At 60.3% G+C, this 11,568-nt stretch carries 11 protein-coding genes; 9 read left to right on the top strand and 2 right to left on the bottom strand.

Annotated features, from left to right (window positions below; all coding sequences use genetic code 11):
- The first annotated feature begins 13 nt into the window (after window positions 1-13).
- The 8 genes from ACSQ83_RS31515 (at window position 14) to ACSQ83_RS31550 (ending at window position 7,585) form a co-directional block, all read left to right on the top strand.
- Window positions 14-931, top strand: a complete 918-nt coding sequence (locus ACSQ83_RS31515) for an NAD(P)-dependent oxidoreductase (protein ID WP_414968002.1) — start codon at window positions 14-16, stop codon at window positions 929-931.
- Window positions 931-1,320, top strand: coding sequence for a cupin domain-containing protein (locus ACSQ83_RS31520; RefSeq protein WP_414953780.1), 390 nt, complete (start codon window positions 931-933; stop codon window positions 1,318-1,320). Before ACSQ83_RS31515 ends, ACSQ83_RS31520 begins: the two co-directional genes overlap by 1 nt.
- A 4-nt stretch (window positions 1,321-1,324) precedes the next feature.
- Window positions 1,325-2,098: a carboxymuconolactone decarboxylase family protein gene (locus tag ACSQ83_RS31525; RefSeq protein WP_436230811.1), complete on the top strand. Its 774-nt coding sequence runs from the start codon at window positions 1,325-1,327 to the stop codon at window positions 2,096-2,098.
- 97 nt (window positions 2,099-2,195) lie between these two features.
- On the top strand, window positions 2,196-2,870 hold the full coding sequence (locus ACSQ83_RS31530; protein WP_414953778.1) for a GntR family transcriptional regulator: 675 nt from the start codon (window positions 2,196-2,198) through the stop codon (window positions 2,868-2,870).
- Between the two features lie 82 nt (window positions 2,871-2,952).
- Window positions 2,953-3,732, top strand: coding sequence for a 3-hydroxybutyrate dehydrogenase (locus ACSQ83_RS31535; protein WP_436230812.1), 780 nt, complete (start codon window positions 2,953-2,955; stop codon window positions 3,730-3,732).
- A 57-nt stretch (window positions 3,733-3,789) separates the two neighbouring features.
- Window positions 3,790-5,133 carry an MmgE/PrpD family protein gene (locus ACSQ83_RS31540; RefSeq protein ID WP_436230813.1) on the top strand — a complete coding sequence of 448 codons (1,344 nt, stop codon included), beginning with the start codon at window positions 3,790-3,792 and terminating at the stop codon, window positions 5,131-5,133.
- Between the two features lie 52 nt (window positions 5,134-5,185).
- On the top strand, window positions 5,186-6,085 hold the full coding sequence (locus tag ACSQ83_RS31545) for an NAD(P)-dependent oxidoreductase (RefSeq protein ID WP_436230814.1): 900 nt from the start codon (window positions 5,186-5,188) through the stop codon (window positions 6,083-6,085).
- Window positions 6,086-6,196: 111 nt separating this feature from the next.
- On the top strand, window positions 6,197-7,585 hold the full coding sequence (locus ACSQ83_RS31550) for an FAD-binding oxidoreductase (protein WP_436230815.1): 1,389 nt from the start codon (window positions 6,197-6,199) through the stop codon (window positions 7,583-7,585).
- 33 nt (window positions 7,586-7,618) lie between these two features.
- On the opposite strand, the gene ACSQ83_RS31555 is transcribed toward ACSQ83_RS31550, so the two are convergent.
- Together ACSQ83_RS31555 and ACSQ83_RS31560 are read right to left on the bottom strand one after the other, a co-directional pair.
- Complete coding sequence (locus tag ACSQ83_RS31555; RefSeq protein ID WP_414968008.1) at window positions 7,619-8,869, bottom strand: D-amino acid dehydrogenase; 1,251 nt, start codon at window positions 8,867-8,869, stop codon at window positions 7,619-7,621.
- 118 nt (window positions 8,870-8,987) lie between these two features.
- Window positions 8,988-9,905: a LysR family transcriptional regulator gene (locus ACSQ83_RS31560; RefSeq protein WP_414968009.1), complete on the bottom strand. Its 918-nt coding sequence runs from the start codon at window positions 9,903-9,905 to the stop codon at window positions 8,988-8,990.
- Window positions 9,906-10,212: 307 nt separating this feature from the next.
- On the opposite strand from ACSQ83_RS31560, the gene ACSQ83_RS31565 reads away from it, so the two are divergent.
- Entirely contained in the window at window positions 10,213-11,442 is a 1,230-nt protein-coding gene (locus ACSQ83_RS31565) for an MFS transporter (protein ID WP_436230816.1), read from the top strand.
- The last annotated feature ends 126 nt before the right edge of the window (window positions 11,443-11,568 follow it).

Genomic DNA, 11,568 nt, shown 5'->3' on the forward strand with positions numbered 1-11,568 from the left:
ACGGTAGAGACTTATGAATACGCAACGCATTGGCTTCATTGGTTTGGGCAACATGGGCGGCCGCATGACGCGCCGTCTGGTCGACGCGGGCATAGAAGTGCTCGGCTTCGACGCCGCGCCGGACCGCGCGGCGGCAGTGGGCGCGCGGGCGGGAACATCGATCGCGGAAGTAACGCGGTTCGCCGATGTCGTGCTGCTGTCGTTGCCGGACAGCAAGGTGGTTGAAGCGGTGGTCGAAGGGGCAGACGGCATTCTTGCCTCGTGCCGCAAAGGACAGACCGTGATCGACCTGAGCACGGCCGCCGCGAGTTCAACCATGCGGCTTAGCACGCTGTTCAAGGAGCGCGGCGTGCATTACATCGACGCCGGTATTTCCGGCGGGGCCGCAGCGGCGGAAAAGGGCACGCTCACGCTGATGGTCGGCGGCGACGTTGCTGCTATTGAAGCCATCCAGTGGGTCTTCAAGCCGATCGCCACGAAGGCCATCACCATGGGTGCGAGCGGCGCGGGTCATACGACCAAGCTGCTCAACAACTTCCTGAACGCCGTGAGTCTGTCGGCGACCGCCGAGGTAATGGTCGCGGGCAAGAAGGCGGGGCTCGATCTCCACCGGTTGCTCGACGTGCTCAACAGCAGCAGCGGTGTTAACTTCGCCACGCTGAACCGCTTTCCGAAGATTGTCGATGGCGATTACCTGGAAGGCGGTTTGACCAGCAAGCTGATGACGAAGGACGTCGTGCTGTATATCGACCGCGTACGCGAGCTGGGCGTGTCCTCGCTGAATTCATCAGGACCCCTCGCCAGTTTCGGGCTGGCCACCGCGCTGGGTTATGGCGACGTGATCAGTAACCGCGTGGTGGACGCGATCGGCGACGTGTCGGGCGGTGTGCGTCTCAAGGACGCCAAGCATTCTTCAACGGGAGAGCAGTAATGAAAGTGTTTCGTGGCAGGGCCGAAGGTGCAGTGTCGGAGCAACGCTCGGCTACATTCAGCGGTGTCGTGTGGGCAGACTCGATCATGCCGACCACAGACAAGATAACCATCGCGAACGTGTTTTTCTCGCCGGGCGCGCGTACCTTCTGGCACACGCATGAGCAGGGGCAGATCCTGCAAGTGACGTCGGGCAGCGGATTCGTGTGTGTGGACGGCGGCGAGCCGCAACTGATCCGCACCGGCGACGTGGTCTGGATTCCCGCTAACGAGCGTCACTGGCACGGCGCGGGGCGCAACAGCTACATGGTTCATACCGCCACGTCGCTCGGCAAGACGATGTGGGAAGAAGAGGTTGCAGAAGCGGTGTACCAGAGCGCGGTGGGCTGACGTCATGACGGCTCCCCTGACGAAGCGGCAGCAGCAGGCGAAGGACGCGTTCACGCATGTGCACGGTACGTGGAGCGACGGCTGGGATAGCCTGTTACGCCTCGACGCCAGCTTCTTCGAGGCATACGTGGCTTTCTCGGCGGTGCCGTCGAAGAAGAATCATCTCGACAACAAGGTGAAAGCGTTCGTCGCGATTACTGCTTGCGCGGCCGCGACCCACCTTTACGCGCCGGGTGTGGCGCAGCACATTGCCGCAGCACTTCGCGCGGGCGCCACGCGTGCGGAATTGGTCGAAGTGATCCAGCTTGCAAGCACCGTCGGCATTCATGCGGCGAACGTCGGCGTGCCCGTGCTTCTCGAAGTGCTTGAAGAAGAAGGCATGCGTCACGGCCCGGCACCGCTTGACGCGCATCGTGCGGCACTGAAGGAAAGCTTCATTCAGAACCGCGGGTATTGGCATTCGTCGTGGGAAGGTTTCCTCGAACTCGATCCAGAACTGTTTGAAACCTACGTGGCATTTTCTTCCGTGCCGTGGCGCGAGGGCGTGCTGGAACCCAAGGTCAAGGAGTTCATGTATTGCGCCTTCGACGCAGCAGCAACGCACCTCTATGTGCCGGGCCTGAAATTGCATATGCGCAATGCACTTCGTTACGGCGCGACTGCCGACGAGATCATGGAAGTGCTGGAGATCGTGAGCACCATCGGTATACATGGCGCCCTGCTGGCCGCGCCGATCCTGCAAGCTGCCCTGAATGAGTTCGAAACCAACCACGCGTAGGCAAACTCCGGCCGTGCCATGGGTTGCAGAACGCCGGCTTCGGCCAGAAGTTCGAGTATGATGGCTCACTGATAAATCGTCAGACGGGAATACAATCATGGCAGCCGAAATGGATTTGATACGACCGGAAACGTTGCGACATCAGGTCGAGACTGTCCTTCGCCAGGCCATCATGTCCGGGCGTTTTGCACCGGGCGCACGCCTGGTAGAACGTGAGTTGTGCGAGACACTCGGCGTGAGCCGGACATCGATCCGGGAAGCCTTGCGCCGGCTCGAAGCCGAAAAGCTGGTGTGCAGCGTGCCGCACAAAGGACCCATGGTCGCGGTCATGTCGAAGAGCGAGGCGTCCGAGCTATACGCCATACGCGGACTGCTCGAGGGGTTTGCAGCAGGTGAGTTTGCGCGGATCGCAAGCGACGCCGCGATCGCACAGTTTGGTGAAGCCGCGAAGACGCTGAAGGCGAAGGCCATGACGGGTGACCAGGCCGGCGTATTGGCCGCGAAGACGGATCTGTACGACGTATTGCTCGACAACTGCGGCAACCGGTTGGTGAAAGAGATCCTGACCAGTCTCTACTCGCGCGTGAACCTGCTTCGTGCGACCTCGTTGATGCACCCCGACCGCTTGCCGTCGAGTCTCAAGGAAATCGACAAACTGTTTAAAGCGCTGAAGGCACGAGACGCGTCGGCGGCCGAAGCTGCCGCGCGCTTGCACGTGACGAATGCTGAGAAAGCGGCCATGCGGATGCTGGACGAAACGGCTAGCGACTAGGAATTTGCCCGGGCGCTTGCGCCCTGGCTTTCATCGTAAGTAGCTGGCCGCAAAAATGCTCATTTGATTAGGATTACTGGTAATGAAAGGAAAGTCTGCGCTAATCACGGGATCGTCGGATGGACTCGGATTCGCCATGGCCGAGGGCCTCGCCCGTGCGGGTTGCAACGTCGTGCTGCATGGACTCGAAGCGCCGGACAACGTGCATGATTCGCTGATCCGGATCGAACAGGATTACGGCGTCCAGGCCACCTATATTCAAGTGGACCTGACCGACCCCAATGCGGTCGAAACACTGTTGAACACAGCGCGCGAACGCACGGGTGGTATCGATATCCTGATCAATAATGCAGTCGTACGGCACTTCGCGTCGATCGAGGACTTTCCTGCGGACCGATGGAACCAGGCGCTGGCGGTCAACCTGACAGCCGCGTTTCTGGCCATCCAGCGGGTCTTGCCTGATATGCGTGCGCGTGGCTGGGGCCGCATTTTCAACATGACATCGGTGTATGGATCGCGCGCCACGCCGAACCGTGTGGACTATGTGACGACCAAGACGGCGCTGCTCGGATTGACGCGCGCGGTTGCGCTCGAGACGGTTCACCAGGGCATTACCTGCAATGCAATCTGCCCGGGTACGGTGAAGACGCCGAATATCGAAAGCCGGATTGAGCAGTTGATGGAGGAGAGAGGCCTTGACCATGGTAGTGCCGTCAAGCAGTTCCTCACCGGCAAGCAACCCACCGGCGAATTCGTCAGCGCGTCGCATGTCGCGGAACTGGTCGTGTTCCTGTGCTCCGATGCGGGCAGTCAGATAACAGGGGCCATGATGCCGATGGAAGGTGGCTGGCTGGCAGGCTGAACACATCGGTTGGTCATCGGGTTGATCATCTGGCTGATACGAAGGGAGAAGAGGTTGATGAAAGACATCACGCGTACGCTGGCATCGTTTGTCGCACAGGCGCAGTGGGAAGACATCCCGCCAAAGGTGCGTCATGAAGCGAAGCGCGCGCTGGTGAATTACTTCGCAGTGGCGCTTGCGGGATGTTCGGACCCGGGCATCGGTAAAGCCGTGAACGTGTATGGCCGCTTCAGTTCGGGGCGTGAAGCGGGTCTCGTCGGACGCGGGGAAAGGACCGATATCCTGACCGCCGCCGCGCTAAACGCGATGAGCGCGAACGTCTACGATTTCGACGATACCCACCTGCCCACCATCATTCATCCGACCGCGCCCGTCGCCGCGCCGTTGTTCGCGCTGGCGCAGCAGTCGCCGTTGAGCGGCAAGCAGTGGCTGCTGGCGTTTGTACTTGGCGTGGAAATCGAGTGCCGCTTGGGGAATGCGATATCGCCTGGGCACTATCAGCGAGGCTGGCACATCACCTCTACGTGCGGCGTGTTCGGCGCAGCGGCGGCGGTTGGGAAGGCTATAGATTTAGACAATACTCAAATTGGTTGGGCACTTGGCAATGCGTCGGCGCAATCTTCCGGGCTGGTTGAAACGCTGGGCAGCATGTCGAAGAGCATCAGCGTGGGCAATGCGGCCCGCAATGGCCTGCTCTCGGCGTTGCTGGCGCAAGAAGGGTTCGCAGGACCCGAGCGGCCCCTCGAAGGCGAGCGAGGCTTCCTGCGCGTGATGGGCGACGCCACTGGGGCGCAGGTCGATGCAGCTTTCGCGACGCTCGGCAGCGAATGGGCGCTTCTATCGAATGCCTACAAGCCTTACCCGTGCGGTGTCGTGCTTAATCCTGTCATCGAGGCGTGCCTGGAGTTATCCGCAACTCCGGGTTTCTCGTTCACCAATGTTGAACGCGTCACGCTTAAAGGGCACCCTTTACTGCGCGCACGAACGGACCGTCCGAACATTACGCTTGGACGCGAAGCGCAGGTTAGCGCTCAACACAGTGTCGCGGTTGCGCTTGCCAGAGGCCGTGCGGGCCTTGCTGAATTTACCGATGCAGCAGTGGCTGATCCACTGCTGCGGGCGTTTGCCAGCCGGCTTGAATTCGTCGATGACTCGTCGTATTCCGTCGAAGCGGCACAGGTGACCGTCACGTTGCGTTCGGGCGAGACAATGTCGCGCCGTATCGATGCAGCGCATGGCAGCCTGCAAGCGCCGCTTGCGGACACCGACCTTGAAAACAAGCTCAGGGAGCTGGCCGGGTACGGCGGCTCGGGTTGTAACCCCAACCCGTTGATCGACTCTCTATGGACGCTTGAAAGCGCGCCTGATTCGTCCTTGCCCATGTATCTCGCTTGTTTGTAATTCGATAAGCGTATGCGGCGGGCACACCATTCATCACTGTCGAGGAAGCATCATGTCGGAGAATAAGAAGTTAGGTTTTGTGGGTGTCGGCGTCATGGGGCGTCCCATGGCCCGTCGCCTGATCGAGCACGGTCATTCTCTCGTGATCTACGATCGCAACGAAGAGGCGCTCGCGGAGTTATCGGCGCTCGGCGCGCAAGTGGCGGGCAGCGCACGGGAAGTGGCCGACAGCGCGCACATTGTCTTCACGAGTCTTCCCACGCCGGCCATCTTCAAGGACGTCGCATTGGGTGCAGACGGGCTGATCGCCGGCAAGGTGATCAAGGTTCTGGTCGACCTGTCCACAGTCGGTTCGCGAACGGAACAGGAAGTGGCGGCCGGACTGCTTGAAAAAGGCATTGAAACAGTCGATGCCCCCATTAGCGGCGGCGCGGCCGGCGCGCAAAAAGGCACGCTCGCCGTCATGGTTGCAGGGAAACCGGAAGCGATTGCTCAGGTGCGCGAGCTATTCGATGTCTTCGGCAAGGTGTTCATCGTAGGGGAGAAGCCGGGTCAGGCGCAATTGATCAAGCTGCTGAACAACATGCTTTCGTCCACGGCGTTTGCGATTACATCGGAAGCTTTCGTGGCTGGCGTGAAGGGCGGGCTCGATCCCGACGTAATGATGTCGGTGTTCAATGCGGGTAGCGGCAAGAACGGCGCGACGCTCGATAAATTCCCGAAGCAGGTCTTGCCGGGCACATTCGATTTCGGCTTCCCGATCGGGAGCGTTTGCAAGGACATTGGACTTGCGGTGGAAGAATGCCAGGCGCTCGGCGTGCCAATGTGGGTTGGCAGCACCGCACGTCAAGTATGGAACTACGCGGGCATGCAGGACGGCAAAGCACGCGACATGACTGAGCTCGTCAAGTATGTAGAGAGCTGGTCGGATGGCAAGGGCCTCGCTGGTTAAACGTGGTTAAAGACGCCCGAAACGTGCTGCAGGTCTCTTGCTGTGCATGGAAAGCGCCGTGTGTTACTTTTGCAGTGACTATGGGGAAGCCGTGCATCGAGGAGACCAGGCATGGAAGTGAATCAAGCAGTCGGCGCGTTGCGGGATGCGCTTGGCGCACAGGTCGTGGCGTTGCCGGATGAGTTTGGCGACCGTCGTGTGAAGGACTGGAGCGGACTGCCGAGCGCGGTGCCGCTTGCACTTATCAGGCCACGGGACACGCGCGAGGTCGCGGCAGCGCTCGAAATCTGTGCTCGCTACGTTCAACCGGTCGTTACGCAAGGTGGCCTGACGGGACTCGTGGGCGGCGCTAATGTAACGGGTGGCGAGGTCGCGCTGAGCCTCGATCGCATGAACCAGATTGTGGAGATCGACGCTGTGTCGGGCACCATGACGGTTCAGGCCGGCACGCCTCTGCAAGTGGTGCAGGAAGCGGCCAGCGCGGCCGGCTTCTATTTTCCGTTGGATCTCGGCGCGCGCGGCAGTTGTTCTATCGGCGGAAATATCGCCACCAATGCGGGTGGGAATCGGGTCATCAAGTACGGCATGATGCGCGACCAGGTGCTGGGCATCGAGGCCGTGCTGGCGAGCGGAGCGATTGTCGGCGGCCTCAACAAGATGATCAAGGACAACAGCGGCTACGATCTGCGCAACTTGCTGATCGGCAGCGAAGGCACGCTCGCGGTCATCACCCGGGCGGTGTTGCGCCTGCGGCCAAAGCCTACGGCAACGGCTACCGCATGGTGTGGCCTGCCCAGCTTCGACGCCGTCACCACGCTGCTCCGACGCGCTCAGGCAGGCCTGGCTCCAGGCGTGTCGGCGTTCGAGGTCATGTGGGCGGGTTACTACGATACCGTGCTTGCCAACCTGGACAGTTTGCGTGCTCCGCTCGATTCGCCGCATCCGTTCTATGTATTGCTGGAAAGCGTGGGGACCGATCCTGTTCGTCATGGCGAAGCGTTCGAAGAATTTCTGGCTGCGATGCTGGAGGAGGGCATCGTCACCAACGCAGCGCTGGCTTCGAACGAGGCGCATGCGAAGGCGTTCTGGGCGATCCGCGATGCTCCCGGCGAATATCAACGCTTCATTCCGAATAATGCCGCTTACGATGTGAGCTTTTCCATCGCGCAAGTGGGCGAGGCGGCATCGCGCTGCGAGGCGGAACTACGTGCACGATGGCCCGACGCCACGATCATGATCTACGGCCATCTCGGCGATGGGAATATCCATATCGTGGTGGATGTGCCCGACATGCCGAAGTCGGGTCACGATGCCATCGATCAGGTCATTTACGACGTGACGCGGGACTTCCGGGGATCCATTTCCGCGGAGCACGGGATCGGCATCAAGAAGAAGCACTTCCTGCATTTGACGCGTTCGGAGGCTGACGTAGCGTCGATGCGCGCGATCAAACAGGCACTGGACCCTGCGCGCATTTTGAACCCCGGCAAGATTTTCTAGCTTAGAGCACCGCACCCTCGGCGTGGTTTTCGCTTACAACGTAAAACCGTCGAGCGGCACTGCCGGACGCCGCTTTGCAATCAGATCGGCGATCGAGCGGCCGCTTGCAAGCGCAAGCGTAAAACCAAGCGCGCCTTGTCCGAGGTTAAGCCAGAGGTTCTCGTATTGCGTTGAATCGATGATCGGCGTGCTGTGCGGCGTGGCTGGCCGAAGGCCGCACCAGACCGTCGCTTCGTCGAAATTACCGGCATGGGGAAACGCTGCAGCCGATTCGGCGCGCAGCGTGGCGACGCGAGACGGATCAATATCGGCACTGCGGCCGGTGACGTCGGCCATGCCGGCGATCCTTAGCCGGTCGCCGAGCCGAGCATAAACAATCTTTCGTTCGAAGTCGGTGATGCTGATATGCGGCGCGCGGCCGTCTGAGGCGACCTGAGTGGTCAGGCTATAGCCCTTCAGCGGATAAAGCGGGACTCGCACGCCTAGCGGCTTGAGCAGCGCCGCGCTGGGGGCGCCCGCTGCCAACACGATCTGATCGGCTTCGATAACCTTGTTGCCGGCCAACACTTCGACGCGCCTTGAGCCGCCCCTCGTGCGGCGCAAGGCGGTGACTTTCGTTCCGAGAAGAAACTCAACACCGCGCGCTCTTAGCAGGCGGGTCATCGCGACACAAAACTGGTAGCAGTCGCCGCTGTCTTCGCCAGGCGTGAAGATGCCGCCTTCCAATTGACCTGCAAGATGCGCCAATGCGGGCTCTTTCTGCACACATTCGCGCGTGTCGAGGGCTTGCTGTTCGCAACCGAGCGAACGTTGGTAATCGAGTAGTCGCAACGCTGCATTGAATGAAGCGCGCTTGCGGTGTACGACGAGTTTGCCGGCATTCGAGTGGCTGAATTGCAAGCCTGGTTCGCTGATCTGCAGTTGCCGCATCAAGTCACGGCTCAGGAAGGAGAGCGCCAACAAGCGCCGGGTGGACAGCTCGCTTTTGTGCTGTGTACACGCGCGGACAAACTGCGCGAGCCAGCGCCATTGGTCTGGATCAAGGCGCGGCCGGAAGCGGATCGGCGAGTCGCCGCGCAGCAACCAGGAAGGTAGTTTTGACAGGACGCCTGGACCGGCGAGCGGGGCGACATAGCTATAGGAAAGCTGGCCGCCGTTAGCAAAGCTGGATTCGAGTGCAACGTCCTCATTGCGTTCTACGACGGTGACGGTGTGGCCGTCTTCCCGCAGATACCAGGCTGTGGCCAGACCGGTGACTCCTGCTCCGAGTACGAGCACATGCATGGGATGGGTCGATGGTTGATTGAGCTGGAGGACATTGTTCTGCAGCGCGCAAACGGCGTCCAATATCGACCAGCGCTCGCGCTATAGCCATCGGTTATAGAGGGCCTGCGCGGTCATATCAACTCCGTGACGACTCACCGGCCGATAGCCCGGGCGCGTCGTCGCGCAGAAACTGGATGAGCCGCTCCGCCGATTGCGGCGGCGGTCGCGAGTGTTCCGTCACCGCATAAACCTGCAGGGTCTCGTCGATTGCGAGCGGCCGGATCTGGATGTCCGGATGATGCGCGGGATAATTCGCCGTGAACGAATCGACTATCGCGATGCCAATGCGCTGCTGCACCAGCGACTTCCCAAGCGGATAAGTTTGCACCGAGAGATTGCTGACGGGCGGCTCGGCAGCGTCCGCAAGCCATGCGGAAAGGATGGACCCAAGGTAGTCGTCTGGATCGATAGTGATTAGCGGTTGCCCCGCCAGATCGTCCGCTGTCAGCGGCTGGTCGAGCAGTTCGTTTTTCCACCAGCCAGCCGGCGCAATGGCGCACAGCGTGCTTTCGCATACCGGCGTGGCGACCAGGTTGGGATGGGAGACGGGCCGCATGGTCAGCCCTAGATCAATCTCATCGAGCAGCAGCGCATGTTCGATCTCGCGGGTGTGCGCGACGCTCAGTTCGCACTTCGACTGCGGGAACGTGCGGCACCATCGCGCCATGACCTGCGGCAACGCGTGGTGGGCAAGGGCGGGTGTAGCGGCGATCCGCAACGGCCGGTCAGCGCCGTGTGCAAGACTTGCGACAAGGCGCCGGATCCGTTTCAGTTGTTCATCGAACGGGCCGAGTTCTTCGCGTAGCCGCAGCGCTTCGGGGGTTGGCACCAGCTTGCCCTTGCTGCGCAGGAACAAGGCGAATCCGGCGGACTGCTCGGCATGCTGCAGCATCTTGCTGACAGCGGGCTGCGAGATGTGCAGGAGCTTGGCCGCCCCGTTGGTCGACCCGGTCAGCATGATCGCGCTGAAAATTTCGATATGTCGCAAACGCACCTGAGTCTCCCTGGATTGACATCGCCCAAGCAGCTTACGGCACGGCTCGATTGTTTGGAACACGGCTTTGACCTGGCCTGCTTACGGATCCTGTAAGCCTTCTTTATAGCTCGCCTGTCAGTTGCCTATCGGCTGCCTATAACGCAGGGTTATATTTTGGAATTTTATTTTCATTAGACGTGGTCTGCGCGCGCCCTCATATTTGGCCTGCTGACCGGTCCCGCGCCCCGGATGGCCGTAGGAGTTATCGCGTGAGATTGTCGGGTACCTGGTCGAGTATGTAGCGCTAACGTGGTGTGGAGGGTTTATGGAGTCTGCGGGGCATGTGTTTTCCCGGACGCAAAAAATGGTGTGTTTGTCGGGTCTGTTCCTCGCGTGGGCTGTCGGCTACGCGGACCGGATCCTGATGAGCACCGCGATCATTCCTATAAGCCATGAATTTGCTCTCGATACCCGGCAAGCCGGCATGTTGCTCAGCGCGTTCTACGTGAGTTATGCATTTATGCAGCTTGCTGGCGGCTGGTTGTCGGACCGCTTTGGCTCACGGATTATCGTGGTGTTATGTATTGTCATGTGGTCGGTTTTCACCGGCGCGACGAGTCTTGCGTGGTCGTTTGGTTCGTTGCTTGCAATCCGCTTTATGTTCGGCATGGGCGAGGGCAGCTTCTCGCCGGCCAGCTCGGTGACGGTCGCCGAGGTATTTCCTAAGCCCGAGCGGGCGCGCGCCAAGTCGTTCCTGATATCGACTACCTTTCTTGGCAATGCGGCCGGGTCTGGCTTGATCGCGCTGACTGTCGTGCATCTTGGGTGGCGTGGGGCGTTTCATATTCTTGCCGGTGCGGGCGTACTTGTCGCGATGATCCTTTGGCTTTCGTTGCGTGGTGGGGTTGCTCAGCAAAGGGCGCGGGTTGCGAACCGGCCCAAGCATTTGTGGCGCTCGTTGCTGCGCATCCGGATGGCCTGGAAGCTGACTGCCATTTGGTTCTTCACGAGTATGTTGTACGTTGGTGTGCAGTCGTGGATGCCGTCGTATTTGATGAAGACTTACCATATCGATTTGCTTCATATTAGTTTGGCGGTGACGGTGCCGAACCTGATCGCGTTTGCGGGTACTAACGTGGTGGGCGCGTTGCTGGATAAATACGGCAAGAGCCGTGAGCGTTTGTTTCTGATGATGGGCGCGTTGATGAGCGCAGTGTTTCTTGCGTTGATGATCACGACGACCATGATCTCGCTATTATTGGTCTATTGGACGCTGTTTTCGCTGGCGTTCAACTTTGTCTATGCGACGGTTTTTTCTGCTCCGCTGAGGCATTTTCCGGAACATTTGATTGGCAGCGCTACAGGGTTGATGAACTTTGGTGGGCAGATTGCAGGGTCGATCGCGCCGGTTGCGATGGGTGCGCTCATCGCCGCGTTTGGGGGCTCGTTTTTTGCTGCGTTCTGGTTGTTGCTGGTCGCGGCGATTCTGGCAGTGCTCGTGGCTTCGACGTGGAGTCCGGCAAGGGACCTGGCGGTGCTCAGTTTGCAGACATGAACAGTGGTTTTTCGTTCGCACTCGGGGGGGGCGGGCGGTCGGGGTCGGTGCTGGGGTGTTAGGTTTTTGCGTTAGGGGTCGGGGTCTATGCCGGGTTGCTGCTTTCGGTGTTAGTGGTCTGCGCGC

It is taken from the genome of Caballeronia sp. LjRoot29 (assembly GCF_964252755.1).
Lineage (GTDB): Bacteria > Pseudomonadota > Gammaproteobacteria > Burkholderiales > Burkholderiaceae > Caballeronia.

Excerpts from the sequence above, each read along its gene's own strand:
- ACSQ83_RS31515 (WP_414968002.1), top strand. The coding sequence starts at position 14 with ATGAATACGCAACGCATTGGCTTCATTGGTTTGGGCAACATGGGCGGC.
- ACSQ83_RS31520 (WP_414953780.1), top strand. The coding sequence starts at position 931 with ATGAAAGTGTTTCGTGGCAGGGCCGAAGGTGCAGTGTCGGAGCAACGC.
- ACSQ83_RS31525 (WP_436230811.1), top strand. The coding sequence starts at position 1,325 with ATGACGGCTCCCCTGACGAAGCGGCAGCAGCAGGCGAAGGACGCGTTC.
- ACSQ83_RS31530 (WP_414953778.1), top strand. The coding sequence starts at position 2,196 with ATGGCAGCCGAAATGGATTTGATACGACCGGAAACGTTGCGACATCAG.
- ACSQ83_RS31535 (WP_436230812.1), top strand. The coding sequence starts at position 2,953 with ATGAAAGGAAAGTCTGCGCTAATCACGGGATCGTCGGATGGACTCGGA.
- ACSQ83_RS31540 (WP_436230813.1), top strand. The coding sequence starts at position 3,790 with ATGAAAGACATCACGCGTACGCTGGCATCGTTTGTCGCACAGGCGCAG.
- ACSQ83_RS31545 (WP_436230814.1), top strand. The coding sequence starts at position 5,186 with ATGTCGGAGAATAAGAAGTTAGGTTTTGTGGGTGTCGGCGTCATGGGG.
- ACSQ83_RS31550 (WP_436230815.1), top strand. The coding sequence starts at position 6,197 with ATGGAAGTGAATCAAGCAGTCGGCGCGTTGCGGGATGCGCTTGGCGCA.
- ACSQ83_RS31555 (WP_414968008.1), bottom strand. The coding sequence starts at position 8,869 with ATGCATGTGCTCGTACTCGGAGCAGGAGTCACCGGTCTGGCCACAGCC.
- ACSQ83_RS31565 (WP_436230816.1), top strand. The coding sequence starts at position 10,213 with ATGGAGTCTGCGGGGCATGTGTTTTCCCGGACGCAAAAAATGGTGTGT.